The 16,026-nt window shown below is 63.2% G+C and carries 13 protein-coding genes; 5 read left to right on the top strand and 8 right to left on the bottom strand.

Features of this window, described 5'->3' with window-relative positions; genetic code table 11:
* Positions 1–3,311 (bottom strand): Ig-like domain-containing protein (locus tag CRO48_RS23970; protein WP_176526869.1); only part of this gene is annotated, 3,311 nt, incomplete at its 3' end.
* Positions 3,312–3,664: 353 nt separating this feature from the next.
* Complete coding sequence (locus CRO48_RS23965; protein ID WP_097142285.1) at positions 3,665–4,597, bottom strand: ribose-phosphate pyrophosphokinase; 933 nt, start codon at positions 4,595–4,597, stop codon at positions 3,665–3,667.
* Positions 4,598–5,027: 430 nt separating this feature from the next.
* Between CRO48_RS23965 and CRO48_RS23960 the strand changes: the two genes are divergently transcribed.
* Positions 5,028–6,617 carry a calcium-binding protein gene (locus CRO48_RS23960; protein ID WP_097142284.1) on the top strand — a complete coding sequence of 530 codons (1,590 nt, stop codon included), beginning with the start codon at positions 5,028–5,030 and terminating at the stop codon, positions 6,615–6,617.
* Positions 6,618–6,793: 176 nt separating this feature from the next.
* On the opposite strand, the gene CRO48_RS23955 is transcribed toward CRO48_RS23960, so the two are convergent.
* The 5 genes from CRO48_RS23955 to lgt all read right to left on the bottom strand — a co-directional run bounded on the left by CRO48_RS23955 (position 6,794) and on the right by lgt (position 11,777).
* Positions 6,794–7,654, bottom strand: coding sequence for a hypothetical protein (locus CRO48_RS23955; protein ID WP_097142283.1), 861 nt, complete (start codon positions 7,652–7,654; stop codon positions 6,794–6,796).
* Between the two features lie 109 nt (positions 7,655–7,763).
* Entirely contained in the window at positions 7,764–8,915 is a 1,152-nt protein-coding gene (locus CRO48_RS23950; RefSeq protein ID WP_097142282.1) for a M24 family metallopeptidase, read from the bottom strand.
* Positions 8,916–8,934: 19 nt separating this feature from the next.
* Positions 8,935–9,711 carry a peptidoglycan editing factor PgeF gene (pgeF, locus tag CRO48_RS23945; protein ID WP_097142281.1) on the bottom strand — a complete coding sequence of 259 codons (777 nt, stop codon included), beginning with the start codon at positions 9,709–9,711 and terminating at the stop codon, positions 8,935–8,937.
* Positions 9,712–9,824: 113 nt separating this feature from the next.
* Positions 9,825–10,925 (bottom strand): class I SAM-dependent methyltransferase, encoded by a 1,101-nt coding sequence (locus CRO48_RS23940; RefSeq protein WP_097142280.1) that lies wholly within the window; start codon positions 10,923–10,925, stop codon positions 9,825–9,827.
* Positions 10,926–10,940: 15 nt separating this feature from the next.
* The gene (gene lgt / locus CRO48_RS23935; RefSeq protein ID WP_176526868.1) at positions 10,941–11,777 is read right to left on the bottom strand and encodes a prolipoprotein diacylglyceryl transferase; all 837 of its coding nucleotides are present in this window, start codon (positions 11,775–11,777) and stop codon (positions 10,941–10,943) included.
* Positions 11,778–11,980: 203 nt separating this feature from the next.
* Here lgt and CRO48_RS23930 point away from each other — a divergent pair, with 203 nt between their 5' ends.
* From CRO48_RS23930 to CRO48_RS23915, 4 genes are all read left to right on the top strand, one after another.
* Complete coding sequence (locus CRO48_RS23930) at positions 11,981–12,241, top strand: accessory factor UbiK family protein (protein WP_097142279.1); 261 nt, start codon at positions 11,981–11,983, stop codon at positions 12,239–12,241.
* 383 nt (positions 12,242–12,624) lie between these two features.
* Positions 12,625–13,125, top strand: a complete 501-nt coding sequence (locus CRO48_RS23925) for a type III secretion system chaperone family protein (RefSeq protein ID WP_097142278.1) — start codon at positions 12,625–12,627, stop codon at positions 13,123–13,125.
* Between the two features lie 2 nt (positions 13,126–13,127).
* On the top strand, positions 13,128–13,946 hold the full coding sequence (gene proC, locus CRO48_RS23920) for a pyrroline-5-carboxylate reductase (RefSeq protein ID WP_097142277.1): 819 nt from the start codon (positions 13,128–13,130) through the stop codon (positions 13,944–13,946).
* 117 nt (positions 13,947–14,063) lie between these two features.
* A complete protein-coding gene (locus CRO48_RS23915) occupies positions 14,064–14,405 on the top strand; it encodes a tRNA-binding protein (RefSeq protein ID WP_097142276.1) in 342 nt (113 codons plus the stop codon).
* Between the two features lie 212 nt (positions 14,406–14,617).
* Here CRO48_RS23915 and CRO48_RS23910 read toward each other — a convergent pair whose 3' ends face one another.
* Complete coding sequence (locus CRO48_RS23910; RefSeq protein WP_097142275.1) at positions 14,618–16,003, bottom strand: ATP-binding protein; 1,386 nt, start codon at positions 16,001–16,003, stop codon at positions 14,618–14,620.
* Positions 16,004–16,026: the final 23 nt, after the last annotated feature.

Genomic DNA, 16,026 nt, shown 5'->3' with positions numbered 1-16,026 from the left:
CTTCCGGACAGGGTCAGCGTTCCCGCGGTGGGCAGCGTCGCGAATTTCACGCCTGCCAGCGTGTGCCCATCCGCCTTGTCATTAAAGCCGAAGTCGGCGGCCTTGAAGGTGAACGTCTTGTCTTCCAGCAGTCCGACCGTCCTGTCGGTACCTGACGGAGCATCGTTGACCGGCTTGATCGAGAAGCGGATGGCGTTCGGCGTCGGGTCGGTGTCGATGCCGCCATTGGCCTTTCCGCCATTGTCGATGACCTGGAAGGAGAAGGATGCGGGCGCTGTGGCATGGGCAGCCGGCGTATAGACCAGCTTGCCGAGGTCGGCGGAAGCGACGATCTGCCCGGCCTTCAGCGCCTTGCCGGAGAGGGTCAGCGTTCCCGCGGTGGGCAGCGTCGCGAATTTCACGCCTGCCAGCACATGACCGTCCGCCTTGTCGGTGAAGCCGAAGTCGGCGGCCTTGAAGGTGTACGTCTTGTCTTCCAGTAGTCCGACCGTCTTGTCGGCACCCGAAGGAGCATCGTTGACGGGCTTGATCGAAAAGCGGATGGCGTTCGGCGTCGGGTCGGTGTCGATGCCGCCATCGGCCTTTCCGCCGTTGACAATGACCTGGAAGGTGAAGGATGCGGGCGCGGTGGCATTGGCGGTGGGCGTGTAGACCAGCTTGCCGAGATCGGCGGCGGCGACGATCTGGCCGGCCTTCAGCGCCTTACCGGACAGGGTCAGCGTTCCCGCGGTGGGCAGCGTCGCGAATTTCACGCCTGCCAGCGTGTGCCCATCCGCCTTGTCATTAAAGCCGAAGTCGGCGGCCTTGAAGGTGAACGTCTTGTCTTCCAGCAGTCCGACCGTCCTGTCGGTACCTGACGGAGCATCGTTGACCGGCTTGATCGAGAAGCGGATGGCGTTCGGCGTCGGGTCGGTGTCGATGCCGCCATTGGCCCTTCCGCCATTGTCGATGACCTGGAAGGAGAAGGATGCGGGCGCTGTGGCATGGGCAGCCGGCGTATAGACCAGCTTGCCAAGGTCGGCGGAAGCAACGATCTGGCCGGCCTTCAGCGCCTTGCCGGACAGCGTCAGGCTTCCAGCGGAGGGCAGCGCCGCGAACTTCACGCCTGCCAGCACATGACCGTCCGCAGTGTCGGTGAAACCGAAATCGGCGGGCTTGAACTTGTAGGCGCTGTCTTCCAGCAGCTCGATCGTCTTGTCGGCACCCGTTGGAGCATCGTTGACGGGCTTGATCGAAAAACGGAATGCGTTCGCCGTCGGGTCGGTATCGATGCCGTCATTGGCCTTTCCGCCATTGTCGATGACCTGGAAGGTGAAGGAGACGGGGGCGGTGGCATTGGCGGTGGGCGTGTAGACCAGCTTGCCGAGATCTGCCGAACTGACGATCTGGCCGGCCTTGAGTGCCTTGCCGGACAGGGTCAGCGTTCCTGCCGTGGGCAGCGTCGTGAACTTGACGCCTGCCAGCGCATGGCCGTCCGCTTTGTCGGTGAAGCCAAAGTCGGCAGTTTTGAAGGTATACGTCCTGTCTTCGAGGAGATCGATCATGCGGTCCGTTCCGGACGGAGCGTCGTTGACCGGCGAAATCTCGAACTGGAAGGTCTTCGGCACGGGATCGATATTGTTGCTTGTCCCCTGGTCGATGACCTGAAAGGTGAAGCTGGCGATCCCGGAAGCGTCTGCCGCCGGCATGTAGACAAGCTTCGCAATGTCGCCATAAGCGATCCTCTCTCCCGCCGAAACCGACCGGCCTTCCAGCAGCAGCAGGCCGGGTGGAAGGCTGGTGACCTGCAACATCGCAAAGGATTGGCCGTCGGCGTCGCTGAAGCCGAAGTCCGAGGCTGTAAAGCCGTAAGACTCGTCCTCCAGAACCACCACCGTCTTGTCCTTGCCGGTGGGGATGTCATCTACCGCGGTGACATCGAAGGTGATCGTATTGGCCTCGTCGTCCTTGTTGCGAGATCCGTCCGAGCCATATGTGCTGGCATCGATGACCTTGAAGTCTATCGACGCATAGTCTGTGCCGTGCTGATCCGGATCCGGCCGGTAGACGAGCAGGTCGATGTCATCGGCATCGATGAACTGCCCCACGGCGACCTGCGCACCGTCGAACAGAAGTGTCCCTTGCTCCGGCAGTGCGGTGATTTCGATTGCGGCCAGCCCATCGTTGTTTGCGTCCGAAAACTGGAAATCATCGGCTGCGAAGACATGCACTCCGTCTTCCAAAAGCGTGATCGTTGCGTCGAGGCCTTCCGGCGCATCGCCGACGTAGTCGACGGAAAGCTGGCGGACCTGCTTTGATCCACCGTCGCTGGTGATAAATGCGATCGAGAAGTCGCCATCCGGCAGGGCGGTTACGGTGGCCGGTGTGGTGGTATGAAGGTCCGGCATGGCTGCAATATCGAAGACCGCCCCGTCAAGGCTGCCATCTGCATTGATCCGCAGCCCCTGCAGCGCGGGCGTTTCGCCTTGGGGTGCCCGGGTCCAGGTTGCCAATATGTCGCCGTCACTCAGTTGCGTGAGGCTCAGAGTCATGTTTCGGACGGATGAGGGCAGGTCGAATATGGAGGCGTTCGTCGCTTCGCCGGCGTGAAGATCGGTGAACGTGACGAAAAGCTGGTTCGATTCCACATAGGCGGTCACACTCTCGCCCGGGCCGATAGGTGTTGCGATGGAAGCGTAGTTCGTAACCCATAACCGCTCGAACGACAGCAATTGCAGCTGGGCATCGTAGTGATAGGCAAAATAGACACTATCGTAGACCTCATAGTCGAAGCCCAGCAGGAAGACGCCGCCTTCACCGTCGGGAATTGCCGTGTATTCGTATATGAACTGGGGCGCTATGACCGGGTCACCGACGGGGTCGCCGGCTCTGTCGACCATCTGCAACATCAATCCGTCCCAATGTTCGTAGGAGGCGAGCCAGTTGCCGTTCGAAAGCGGGCTCAGGGCGGCATTGAGGAACGGAATCGCCCCGTTGTCGTCCTGGAGCATCTCCACCTCGCCGACCGGTTGGCCGCTGGCATCGAGGACTTGCTGAAAGAGGCCGGCGCCCTTGTTTGCCGCCCACATCAGGACATAGCCGGTTTCGCCTTCGCCCGGTTTCGGAATGAGCCACAGTCGCACCGGCGCGGCATTGACCTCCAATGTGAAGCGCTGACTGTCGCCGTCCGGGCCGAAACCGTGGATGACGATGCTCGCTCCCGTCCCCGCCTGGGCTAGGACATGGCTGCCATCCGGGTTTCTCGCCGAGGCGGGCCTTGTCACAAGTGACGAAAGATCGAGAACGTCGACGGTTCCGCTGATGTGGCTCACGGCATATCCCTCGGCCAGGCGCGCGCGGCACACGGAGGTCCGTTCGCGCGAACGTTGTGCTCGCGCGTTAGATCCCTCGCGGATCGCGTCGGTTTGCTGCTAAATTCCCCGCGGCTAAATTATGACACAATTCAACGTTGCGCAATCGGGGCGCGCAATTTTCTTCTTGCGGGTTGTGCTCGATATGCTAATGGCGCGGCGAATGTGATTCGGCGTGGTCGCACCGGGACGTGCCAATCGTGCCCGACCCGCCGTATGAGGTGGGCGACGCGCAGGATACCAGGCGCGCAACTTGCACCGCCGATCAGTTGCAAGCGATCGCTAAATGGCGGGGCTGCGCGCTGCGCCTCCCTTCAGTCGAACAGGCTGGAGACGGACTCTTCCGCTGCGGTCCGGTTGATCGCTTCACCAAGCAGGCCGGCGGTGGTGATGACGCGGATGTTGTGGGCGGACTGCACCGCCGTCGTCGGCTGGATCGAGTCGGTGATCACCAGTTCCTTGAGCTTGGAAGAGGTGACGCGGGTGACGGCGCCGCCGGACAGGACACCGTGCGTGATATAGGCGGTGACGCTTGTTGCGCCGTTCTTCAGCAGGGCTTCTGCCGCGTTGCAGAGCGTGCCGCCAGAATCGACGATGTCGTCGATCAGCAGGCAGTCCTTGCCGGAGACATCGCCGATGACGTTCATGACCTCGGACTCACCCGGCCGATCGCGGCGCTTGTCGACGATCGCCAGCAGACAGTCCAGCCGCTTGGCGAGCGCGCGGGCGCGTACCACGCCGCCGACGTCGGGCGAGACGACCATGACGTTCTTCAGGTCGTAATTGTCCTTCACGTCGCGGGCAAGGATCGGAATGGCGTAGAGGTTGTCGGTGGGGATATCGAAGAAGCCCTGGATCTGGCCGGCATGCAGGTCGAGGGTGAGGACGCGGTCGGCGCCGGCTTCGGTGATCAGGTTTGCGACCAGCTTGGCCGAGATCGGCGTGCGCGGACCGGGTTTGCGGTCCTGTCGGGCGTAGCCGAAGTAGGGGAGGACGGCGGTGATGCGGCGGGCGGAGGAGCGCCGCATCGCATCGATCATGATCAGGAGTTCCATCAGATGGTCGTTGGTGGGGAACGACGTCGACTGGACGACGAAGACATCCTCACCACGCACGTTTTCCTGGATCTCGACGAAGATCTCCTGGTCTGCGAAGCGGCGCACACTGGCGCGGCCTAGGGGGACATTGAGATAGTTGCAGATCGCTTCGGCCAGCAGCCGGTTCGAGTTGCCCGCGAAAACCTTCATCTATGGTCCGCCTGTTTGATGGCCTACGAGAATGCTGATGGGCTGCCTTTTAGCGTTCCCGGGCGTGAATGCAAGTCCCGTGCCGCAGGGTTTGCGCTCTTTCCTCCGTCGTGTCGTTCGTCGGAATGCGCTCTTTGCGTCGGAAGAGTGCGGATGACGAGCGGCAATGGGCAGGATCATGGCTTGCAGGCGGTGTCTCGCTGCAGGGGCACCCTGGTCTGTGCGTCGCGTGACACGTGCGCGTGGTAAGTCTTTCGGTCTAGTTTGTTTCGTTCGCATGTCATGATTTTGGAGGCGTGGACAAAATTACAAAGTAAGAACAACATGATTTTGCGGCGAAATCTGTCATTTTTTTCACCACCTTCCGGCCATGGTCTCTCCATGCCGCGAAAACTCTTTGGAATACTTACGTCATTGCAAGGAGGATGAAATGGCAATGTTCGGGAAAATGCACAATCTGGCTGCAAAGCTTGGAAAATCCGCCTACCAATATGTCCAGGACCTCAAGTCGCTCGAATGGCTCCTGCTCATCGATCCGGTCGACCAGGTGATCCTCGGAACAAGACGCAGCGACGTCCTCGCAACAAAGGCGGAGGGCAATATCGTGTTCGGGCTCGGCGCCGACGACTGGCTGAGCAGCAGCCACAATCGCACCGCGCTGCTCGGCGGCAGCGGCGACGACAAGCTGAAGACGACAGTGGTCATCCCTATGCAGGGCGACGATCCGGTCAAGGGACTAGCCATACAGATGGGCGGGTCCGGCAGAGATAAACTCGAGGCGACCATTACCCTTCAAGGGGGATTGCTTACCTTTCCGGAGCGTCAGCTCTCTGCCGAGATCCGCCAGGACGGGGGAAGGGGGCACGACATAATCAAGGCCACCGCAAACCTGGCGCAGACAGTTGTCGCAGACTTCACGGCGAAAATTCATATTCTTGGTGGATCGGGCGACGACAGGATCGATGCGCTGGCGGATACGCGCGGCGCTCTCGGCGACCTCCTGGCGAAGATTCTTGTCGATGGCGGTTCCGGCGATGACTACATAAAGGCGCGCGCGGAAACGGAACTGGTTGGTTCGATCGCGACTGCAAGCAACATACTCCACGGCGGATCCGGTGACGATGTACTCGATGCAACGGCAATAGGGCGTTCCATCGCCACCGAGCTTGTTTCCAACTTGCTGCGCGGCGGCTGGGGCGACGATATTCTACGTGCCTACAACTACACGAATTCCAATTCGAGGGCCCCGGTCGGCGTCAATGAGTTGAGGGGCGATCAGGGCAACGATCAGCTTGAAGTCAAGCAGATCGACACAGGCAATACATTTACGGACGTTACGAGCCGATTGTACGGAGGGACGGGCAACGACCGGCTGAAGGCAGAAACGACCGCGGCCAGCCAGCACGTCAAGGCGTTCAACTACCTGGAAGGAGGTGACGGCAAGGACGCCCTAGAAGCTTCGCTCGATGTCCGATTCGGCTCGTACGAGGTTGCCAACGTCCTTTATGGAGGAGCAGGAAACGATCGCCTCGCCGCGACCATTACCTCGGTTCCGGCCTCCTATTCGCCTGGCACCTTCAGCGTCGAAAACCGGCTCGACGGGGCCTGGGGCGACGATGTGCTGATTGCGACGGTGACTGCGGGCTCGCTCGGATCGAGCTTCCTGAAGGGCGGCTTCGGTGACGACAAGCTGACCGTGGTCGGCGGGACCGGCAACGTGCTGGACGGCGGCGCCGGACGGGACTGGCTGATCGGCGGGACCGGCGACGATTACATGATCGGCAGGGCGGGCGCGGACCGCTTCGTGTTCGCGCCGCAGAACGGGCACGACAAGGTCGACTTCGACAAGGGCTGGGACAAGATCGACCTCAAGGCCTTCGCCGCGGTCGGCATCCACGCCTTTGCGGATCTCGACATCGATGTCGGCGGTGGCGACAGTATCGTTCGCTTCGATACCGCAAACGACATCACTGTGGCCGGCGTGACCGATCTCAGCGCGGACGATTTTCTGTTCGCGTGACCGGAGAGCGGCTGCATGGCGCATTCCAGTGGGGCAGGATTGCCTTGACAGGCATGCGCCACGCGGCGACCGCGATCATGGATCGCGGGTCGCCTGCGTCGGGAAGGGTGCGGCTTACGTCGGGAGACGGCATGGAGCTTCATGCCGTGCCTCATGCCATGCTTCGTGCGGTTGGCTCATCCGCCCGACTGGCTCTTCCAGCTGACATATTCCTGGATCGTTCGCTGCGCGATCGCCTCCATCGTGGCGGCTGGCACGGCGGCCCAGGGATCCTTCGCTGTAGCGTTCACGCTATCCTGGCCCTGGATGCGATGAAGCCGGGCGCCGGTGCTGTCGAGCACATCCCAGACATAGACGACGTTGGTCTTGCCGCCGTCCTGCATGGCCGAGAAATATCCCTTCAGGATAAATCGGCTGCTGTTGTCGGAGGAACTCTTGATCGTCAGGCCGCTGGCGCGAGCCTGCGCGCCGAGCTGGCGGGAGAGCGGCGTCACGGCTTCGACCGGCGCGCCGATGATGGGCAGGAAACGGATGCTGTCGCCGCCTGCGGCCGGCGCGAGTGACGCGGTCTCGGTCTGCTGGGCGGAAGATTGCGGCTGGCCCGGATTGGTTTGGCCCCGCGCTGTTTGGCCCGGAGTGTACTGTCCCTCAGGACTCTGGCCTTGACCGTTCTGGCCCTGAGACGCCTGCTGTGCGGCGATGGACTGCTGCGCGCCCGGATCATCGATGACGGTGCCGCCAGCACCGCTCGCGACCGGATTGTGCTGGCTGCGCGAAAGGGCGTCGGCCTGGGCCTCCAGCGTGCCCGTGCCTCCTGCCTGCGAAGACCCACCCGGCGAACCGGCCATCGGGGACGCCTGCGCATTTGCGACCGGCGGGTTCTCGGCACTCATCTGGTCGAGATCGCGCTGGGTGACGGGCGGAGAGCGCATCGTGCCGCCGCCGACATCGACCTGCGGGGTGAGCGCATCCGTGCTGTTGCAGCCCGCAAGCAGGAGAAGACCGACCAGGGTGATCCGTTGCTTCAGCTCACGCATCCGTTTCCGTCCGCCGTTTGCGAAGTGCATCGTCCCTCCATTCCACGGACGGATTTATGCTGTGCGGTGCGGTGGCGTGTCAATTCCGGATTTGTCCGCCGGCGGGCGCTCATACCTCGATGAAATCGAGTCTGTAGCGCGACAGCGGCTTCGGAGCGTCCGGCGTCGTCAGGTAAGTCTGGCCCAGCGTCATCGCCGTTCCGGTGTCGGAATCCATGATGATCATGTGCACTAAGAGCGACATATCGGGCAGGATTTCCTGTGGATTGCCGACATGGAACATCTGATGCTCCATCCAGGAGGGCGAAAAACGGGCGCCCAGCGAATAGCCGCAGGCGTTCAGCCGGTGGCGGGCGAGGCCGCGCTCTTCCATGATCCGGGCGTGCGTGTCGAAGACGGTGCCGAAGGTGTTGCCGGGCCGCAGCACCATCTCGATGGCCTGGATGGCTTCGCGGCAGGCGCTGTAGAGTTCGCGGTGACGGTTGGTCGCCTCGCCGACGATCACGGTGCGCATCATGGCAGCGTGATAGTGTGCGCTCACGCCCGCCCACTCGAGCGTCAGCTGGTCGTTGGCGTCCAGTCTACGTCGCCCGGATTTGTACCGGCAAAGGAGGGCGTCTGCGCCCGAGCCGATGATGAACTCGTTGGCCGGATAGTCGCCGCCGCCGGCGAGTACCGCACCCTGCATGGCCGCGAGGATGGCAGCCTCGTCGGCGCCGGGCGCAATCAGGGGGAGCGCCGCGTCGAGCGCGTCGTCGGCAAGGGCTGCGGCCTTCTCTATGTAGGCGATTTCGGCCGCGCTCTTGATGAGGCGTAGTCGGCTGACGACGGGGGAGGCATCCACCAACTGGCCGAAGCTCTGGAGCTGGTTGTCGAGCAGCCGCGTGTTCCTGCCCGTCAGGCCATGGGTGTCATACTCCACGCCGATCCGGCAGCCGAGCAGGTCCATCTCGGAAAGCAGGTTTTTCAGGTCCATGGCCGGATCGGCGTTGGCCCGATCAACCCAGATTTCGATCTTCTCGATGTTCGAGGTCTGGCGCGCCTGCCTGAGATCCGCCGAACGGGTAAGCAGCACCATGTCGCCGTCGGACTTCACCACCAGGCACTGGAAGAAGCAGTAGCCGAAGGTATCGTAGCCGGTCAGCCAGTACATGCTTTCCTGCGCGAAAAGCAGTATGGCGTCCAGCTTCTCCTCGCGCATCTTCGCCGTCAGGCGCTGCAGCCGGTTGGCATATTCCTCGATGTCGAATTGCAGGGCCATGCTTCGCTCCCCGGTCTGCTCAGTCGTTGATCATTATCGCCGAAATCTGCCGGCCGTAGTCGGGTTCCTTGCGGTGTACGGTCCGGCGGTAGGAGAAATAGTCCGCCGCTTCGGGATAGGTGCAGATGTCGAGATTCTCCGCCGTAACCCCGGCATCGGCCAGCCGCTTCAGGGTGAGCGCCGGCAGGTCGAACATGGAATGACCGTCCCGTTCGGACGGTGTAAAGAATTCGCCGTAGCCGGGATTTGTTCCGACGAAGCGTTCGACGAATTCAGGGCCCACCTCGTAATTGCGTCCGCTGATCGACGGGCCAAGGCAGGCGACGATGTTTTCCCGCGTGGCGCCGAGCGCCTCCATCGCTTCGATGGTGTTTTCCAGAACCCCGGTGAGCGCGCCCTTCCAGCCGGCGTGCGCCGCGCCGACGACGCGCGCATGCGGGTCTGCAAAGAGGATCGGGCCGCAATCTGCCGTCAGGACGCCGATCACGAGGCCGGGCGTCGCCGTGACCAGCGCATCGGCTTCCGGACGCTCTCCTGCGTAGGTGGCGTCGACCGTGAACACGTCCGGCGAATGGACCTGGTGGACGGTGGCGAGTCGGCCGTGATCGGCGCCGAACCACCGACCGACCCGGGCGCGGTTTTCGACGACGCGGGCGCGCTCGTCGTTGGAGCCGAGCCCGACGTTCAGCCCGGCATAGATCCCTTGCGAGACGCCGCCGGCACGGGTGAAATAGCCGTGGCGAACTGTTGCGCCGGCCGCGCTTTCGATCAGGGGACTCTGGACAGGGGAAAGCACGGCATCATCCTCATCGCTTCGATATGGCCCCGCGAACGGGGCCTCTGGCGGGCTGCGGACAAGGCGGTGTCCGATTCAAATCGCGGCGATGTTGATCGCCGGGGGCAAGGCTGTCAATCCGAAGACCGGAACGGGGCAAGCGGCACATCGGCGCTGGCGACGGCGATCACCTTGAAGAGATCGCCCATGTTTCCGGCGCCCGATCCCGCCAGGCGCTCGACATCGGCGACAATCTGCCGTTGCAATTCCTCCTCGCGTCCGCGGCCGAGCGCGGATGCCCGGTCCGCCAGGCCAAGCCCCATGAGAAAGTCGCCCTGGTGGAGCGGGCCGTGAACGCGCAGGCCGCTTTCCCGGGCAACGGTCGCCAGCCGTTCGAAATCGACGTGGCTGGTCAGGTCCGCCTGCCCGGGATGGGCCAGCGGCGGATCGAAGGCATGCCGGAGGACGGCCTGCAGCGTGTCGCCGAAACCTGTCACGACGTAGCCGTAGTCGATGACGAGCGCGGCCCCCCCATGCGCGCGCAGTCGCTCGCATATTGCCGCCATGACCGCTTCGCGCGCCGGGGCGATCTCGAAGATCGTGCCGGGCGGTTCCGTCTTGTGGCTCTTGGGCAAAAGGTCGGGGTCGATGCCTGCCACGCCGGCGGCAAATGTCAGCTCTCCGTCGGCGTCGAGCCCGACCATGCGCTCGCGGAAACCGCTGGACGTACGAACGAACTGACGGATCGGAATCGCGTCGAACAGCTCGTTGGCGGCAAGCAGCAGGAAGCCGGGCGGCACTTCGTCGAAACTGTCGTGCCAGGAGACGCGCTGCGCGTGCTTTTCCAGCGTCTTCATCTGCACGTCTCTCAGACGCGGGCTGGTCTCCACGAGGTGGAAGGTTGCCGCGTCGTAGAGCGCCGGTGCGAGCCTCGATACGACCCGCAGCATGTCGGCCATCATTGTGCCGCGGCCGGGTCCGATCTCGGCGAAGCGCACGGCCTGCGGCGAGCCGTGGCGCTGCCAGGCATGCACCATGAAAACGCCGAGCATCTCACCGAAAAGCTGGCTGATTTCCGGCGCTGTGATGAAGTCGCCTTCGGTGCCGAACGGTTCCCGCGTGCGGTAGTAACCGTGTTCCGGATCGGCCAGGCACAGGGAGAAGTAATCAGTGACGCTGATCGGCCCGTTGGTGCGGATCAGCGCCTTGATCTTTTGGGCGAGCGGGGTCGGCATGGCCGGTCTCCGGGTTCAGATCGCGGCACGGCGGGCGCGCTGCATCGCCCAGATGCCAAGCGCCAGCATCGGCAGAGACAGCAGCATGCCCATGGTCAGCCAGCCGCCGAAGAGGTAGCCGAGCTGCGCGTCCGGTTCACGGAAGAATTCCACGAAGATGCGGCTGATCGCGTAGCCGGCCACGAACATGCCGGTCACGAAGCCGGGCCGCTTCAGCGCCTTGAAGGCGTAGACGGCGAGCGCAAGCAGTCCGAGCAGGAGGATGCCTTCCAGTGCGGCCTCGTAAAGCTGGCTCGGATGGCGCGCGAAGGGGCCGGCATTCGGGAAAACGAAGGCCCAGGGTGCGCCGGACAGACGGCCCCAGAGCTCACCGTTGACGAAGTTGGCGATACGGCCGAAAAAAAGCCCGATCGGCACGACGGCGGAGACGATGTCGAACAGGCTCCAGAGCGCGATCTTGTTCTTGCGGGCAAACAGGAACATGGCGATCGCCGTTCCGGTGAAGCCGCCATGGAAGGACATGCCGCCGTTCCAGATCTCCAAGGCGCGCAGCGGATTGTCCGCGATCGCGGCGAAATCGTAGAACAGGATGTAGCCGATCCGGCCGCCGAGAATGACGCCGAGTGCTGCCCAGACGAGGAAATCGTCGAGCTGGGCCACCGTCATCGGCGGCGTGTCCCTGGGCCACAGATCGGCGCGCGTCACCAGCCGTCGGGCATAGAGCCAGCCCAGCAGAATGCCGGCGACATAGGCGAGCCCGTACCAATGGACGGCGATGGGGCCGATGGAGAACGCGATCGGGTCGATATTAGGGAATGCCAGTACGGCAAGGAGTTCGGCTGCTGGGATCAAGGGTTTCCGGTCCGGTTGACGTGCGCGGAACATGGCGCTCGCATGCGGCACGGTCAAGCCGCATTTGCCGAAAGGGGGGCAGATGCCCCAGCTTATGCAGGCGCGCGGGTGATTCCGCTTGCATACCGGCGCGCCAGCTCCTACCTCAGAAAGCGGATGCGGCGGCAGCCGCGAATTGAGACTTGAAGCCGAGGAGGCGCGCCATGACGACCGGAACCAGTCGAATTCTCGACGACTTCGCCAAGCTGATGACCGATGCCGCGGGCGCTGCCCAGGGCGTGCGCCAGGAGATGGAGACGGTGTTTCGCGCCCAAGCCGAGCGGTTCCTGAACGGCATGGATCTCGTCAAGCGCGAGGAGTTCGAGGCGGTGCGCGAGATGGCCGTCAAGGCGCGCGACGAAAACGACGCGCTGCTGCAGCGCATCGAGGCGCTCGAGGCGCAGCTGGCAACAAAAAAGAAGTAGCTTTCGGCTCTTCGCTGACGTTACGGCAGGCCGGCGCGATGCGGATCGCGCCGGCCTGATTTTTTCGCAGAAATTTTAGGACCTGTGGACATCATTAAAAAAGCCTTATCGCAGAGTCGTTTAAGGTCCCGGGCTGAATCGTTTTGGGAACCTCTGTCCACAACGGCGGAGACAAAATGCGCCCGGGGGGCTGGTCTGCGGACTCTGCCGTTATAGACTGATTTTAAATGATGATTCGAAACGGCGGCGCCAGCTTGGGGCAGGGTTAGCAAGTCAGGGTACTGGTCGCGCCGCGCAATCATTCAGTGTTGTTTCCGGGTGGGTTGCCGCGTTCGTGTGAGTGATCGCGAATACGTGTGCCTTCCGGGCCAAAAGGGTGACGCATGAACCTGATGGAATTGGATGTCGTACGCGAGTCGAACCCGGTCGACATGATCGAGTTCGTCGCTGCGAACAATGACTGGTCGTTCGAACGGTCGGGCGAAGACGAAATCGCCATGACGGTCGAGGGCAAGTGGGCTGACTACCACGTCTCCTTTTCCTGGATGGAGGAGTTCGAAGCGCTGCATCTCGCTTGCGCCTTCGACATCAAGGTGCCGGAAAGTCGTGTCAATGAAGTGATCAGGCTTCTGTCGCACGTCAACGGTCAGGTCCTGATGGGACATTTCGACCTGTGGCGGCACGAGGACGTGGTGATCTTCCGCCAGTCGCTGCTGCTCGCGGGCGGCGCGGAGCCGACGAACCGGCAGGTCGAGGTGCTGCTCTCCAGCGCGCTCGAAACATGTGAGGCCTATTTTCAGGCATTCCAGTTCGTCGTCTGGTCGGGTATGGAAGCGCAGGCCGCCGTCGATGCGGTCATGTTCGAGACAGTCGGAGTAGCGTAGTCATGAGTGTAGATGCAGCGGGCCCCATCGTTCTGGTCGGAGCTGGAAACATGGGCGGGGCGATGCTCTCGGGGTGGCTGAAGAGTGGCGCGCCCGGCTCTTCCTTCCTCGTTCTGGATCCCGGCCCGTCGCCGGCCATGCAATCGCTTCTTGCCGAAAAGGGCGTGCGTCACGAGACGTCCGCGCCTGCCGGTGTCCAGGCATCGATCCTGTTCGTGGCGGTGAAGCCGCAGTTGATCGACGCCGTGCTTCCGCCGCTGAAGGGCCTCGTCGGTCCCGGCACCGTCGTCGTCTCGGTTGCCGCGGGCAAGACGCTGGCAAACCTGGAGGCGCATCTCGGAAAGGCGGCGATGGTCCGCGCGATGCCCAATACGCCGGCGATGGTCGGCCGCGGGGTTACCGGTGCCTACGCCAATGAAGGCGTGACCGCCGCACAGCGCGTGCAGGTCGATACGCTGCTGAAAGTCAGCGGTCCCGTCGAGTGGGTGGCGACGGAAGCCGATATCGACGCCGTGACCGCCGTTTCCGGCAGCGGACCGGCCTATGTCTTCTATCTCGTGGAGTGCATGGCTGAGGCGGGCCGCAAAGCCGGCCTGCCGGCGGACCTCGCCATGCGCCTCGCACGGGAAACCGTCTCGGGGGCTGGCGAACTTCTTCACCAGTCCCCCGATGACGCCTCCAAGCTTCGCCAGAACGTGACGTCTCCCGGCGGGACGACAGCTGCTGCGCTTTCGGTGCTGATGGCCGAAGACGGCATGCAGCCACTGTTCGATCGGGCGATCGCCGCTGCCCGCAAGCGCGCGGAAGAACTCGCCGGTTGATGCTGTGCCGTCGAATCTGATTCGACGTCTCCTCGTCCGTTTGATGAGGCTTGTCCCGCGCGCCTGACCGGCGAGGCGGGACGGATTCGTCCACCGTCTGTATTCGTGGAGCTCTCCATGTCCGATCCTATCTCCTTTGCCGATTTCGAACGGGTCGATATTCGTGTCGGCACGATTGTCGAGGCCTCCGAGTTTCCCGAGGCGCGCAAGCCGGCCTACAAGCTGACGATCGACTTCGGGCCGGAAATCGGGCTCAAGAAGTCGTCGGCGCAGATCACCGCGCACTATGATCCGGATCGGCTGGTGGGGCGGCAGGTGCTGGGCGTGGTCAACTTTCCGCCGCGACAGATCGGGCCGGTTCGCTCCGAGGTGCTGACGCTCGGCTTTGCCGACGAGGCGGGCGCGATCGTGCTTGCTGCGACCGAGCGCCCGGTTCCGAACGGCGCGCGGCTCTGCTGACGGACTGCCCGGGCTCCTGTCCGCTTCCCGGGCTCCTGTCCTGAGCTTGTTCACGGCGTTTTGTTCGACGCCGCCATCTGAAGCTGGCGGCTGCTATTCCTGTCTTGTCGGCTGATCGGGCATCGCCACCGGGCGGTGTGCTGCGCGCTCAGATTGCCCTCCGGAACGCGCCGCCGCCGCCTTTGGCGCCTTCTTTTGCGGCAGGCCTGTCCTCAAGCCGGAACGCGGATCGTGGCCCTGAGCCCGCCGAGCGGACTATCGGAAAGAGTGACGTTGCCGCCGTGGCTGCGGGCAATGTCTCGGGCGATCGCCAGGCCGAGACCGGTACCGGAAGAATCCAGATTGCGTGCCTCGTCAAGACGGAAGAACGGCTTGAAAACGTCGTCACGCGAGCGCTCGGGGATGCCAGGTCCGTCATCGTCGACGACGATCGTCAGCCATTTGGCGCTGTGGCGGGCCTGGATGTCCACCTTCTTGGCGTAGCGCAGGCCATTGGAGACGATGTTGCCGACCAAGCGCGAGAAGGCGTTCGGCCGCACGAGCACCTCGTCCTCGCCGTCGATCGAGCTCGTCAGCTCCTTGCCGTTCAGTTCCGCCTCGATCTCGAATTTTTCGAACAGGTTCGTCAGCCGCAACTGTCCCACGTCCTCTTCCGCCTCGCCGCGGGCGAAGGAGAGGTAGCCCTCCAGCATGCTCTGCATGTCCTCGACGTCCTGATTGAGGCCCTCGAGGTCGGGGTTCTTGCCGGCCAGCGCCAGCTGCAGCTTGAAGCGGGTCAGGATGGTGCGAAGATCGTGGCTGACCCCCGTCAGCATTGCCGTGCGCTGCTCCATCTGGCGTTCGATCCGTTCGCGCATGAGCATGAAAGCGAGGCCGGCGCGGCGCACCTCGTCCGCGCCGCGCGGAGCGAAGTCCTCGGGCATCTTCTGCCCCTTTCCGAAGCTTTCGGCCGCCTGCGCGAGCGTCAGGATCGGGCGGATCTGGCCGCGCAGGAACAGGATCGAGATGGCGAGCAGCACCAGCGACGTACCGACCATCCAGATCAGGAAGATATGGGTGTTCGACGCATAGGTGTGGTTGCGGCGGGCATAGACGCGCAGGATCCTGTTGTCGTCGACCTGGATGCGGATCTCGACGAGATTGCTGTCGCCCAGCGTATCGATCCAGAACGGCAGCTTCACCTGGCGCGTGATCTGTTCGCTGAGGATGTTGTCGAGAATGTTGAAGAAGGGCTTCGGGCGCGGCGGGGGAAGCTGGTCGCCCCGTTCTATCGCGATGTTGAGGTTCAGCCGGTCGCGGGCGATGCGCATGATCTGCGCATCGTCCCCGTCGTTCGGAAACGTATCGATCAGGTCTATGATCGCCGCGATATCGCGGGTGACGGCCATGGAGAGGCGCTCCGTCACGAGCTGCCAGTGGCGCTCCATGAAGACGAACGCGACGACGGACTGCAGCAGCACCATCGGGATTATGATGATCAGCAGCGAGCGGGTATAGAGGCCGGTCGGCAACTGCCGGCGCAGCCATTTCGCGACCCTGCGCCAGCCGCCCAGCGGCCGTCGCTCGATCTCGCGCTTGAACGTCTCGAAAGTCGTCATATCGGCGCTTCGCCTTCCGCCGC

Origin of the sequence: Rhizobium subbaraonis (genome assembly GCF_900220975.1) — a bacterium.
GTDB lineage: Bacteria > Pseudomonadota > Alphaproteobacteria > Rhizobiales > Rhizobiaceae > Mycoplana > Mycoplana subbaraonis.
The sequence above is the reverse complement of the archived record's forward strand: the minus strand, read 5'-3'. Positions and strand labels throughout refer to the sequence as shown.

Bases quoted from the DNA above. Each gene is read 5' to 3' on its own strand.
- CRO48_RS23925 (WP_097142278.1), top strand. From the start codon at position 12,625: ATGAACCTGATGGAATTGGATGTCGTACGCGAGTCGAACCCGGTCGAC.
- CRO48_RS23950 (WP_097142282.1), bottom strand. From the start codon at position 8,915: ATGGCCCTGCAATTCGACATCGAGGAATATGCCAACCGGCTGCAGCGC.
- CRO48_RS23960 (WP_097142284.1), top strand. From the start codon at position 5,028: ATGGCAATGTTCGGGAAAATGCACAATCTGGCTGCAAAGCTTGGAAAA.
- CRO48_RS23930 (WP_097142279.1), top strand. From the start codon at position 11,981: ATGACGACCGGAACCAGTCGAATTCTCGACGACTTCGCCAAGCTGATG.
- CRO48_RS23940 (WP_097142280.1), bottom strand. From the start codon at position 10,925: ATGCCGACCCCGCTCGCCCAAAAGATCAAGGCGCTGATCCGCACCAAC.
- CRO48_RS23965 (WP_097142285.1), bottom strand. From the start codon at position 4,597: ATGAAGGTTTTCGCGGGCAACTCGAACCGGCTGCTGGCCGAAGCGATC.
- proC (WP_097142277.1), top strand. From the start codon at position 13,128: ATGAGTGTAGATGCAGCGGGCCCCATCGTTCTGGTCGGAGCTGGAAAC.
- CRO48_RS23915 (WP_097142276.1), top strand. From the start codon at position 14,064: ATGTCCGATCCTATCTCCTTTGCCGATTTCGAACGGGTCGATATTCGT.
- CRO48_RS23910 (WP_097142275.1), bottom strand. From the start codon at position 16,003: ATGACGACTTTCGAGACGTTCAAGCGCGAGATCGAGCGACGGCCGCTG.
- CRO48_RS23955 (WP_097142283.1), bottom strand. From the start codon at position 7,654: ATGCGTGAGCTGAAGCAACGGATCACCCTGGTCGGTCTTCTCCTGCTT.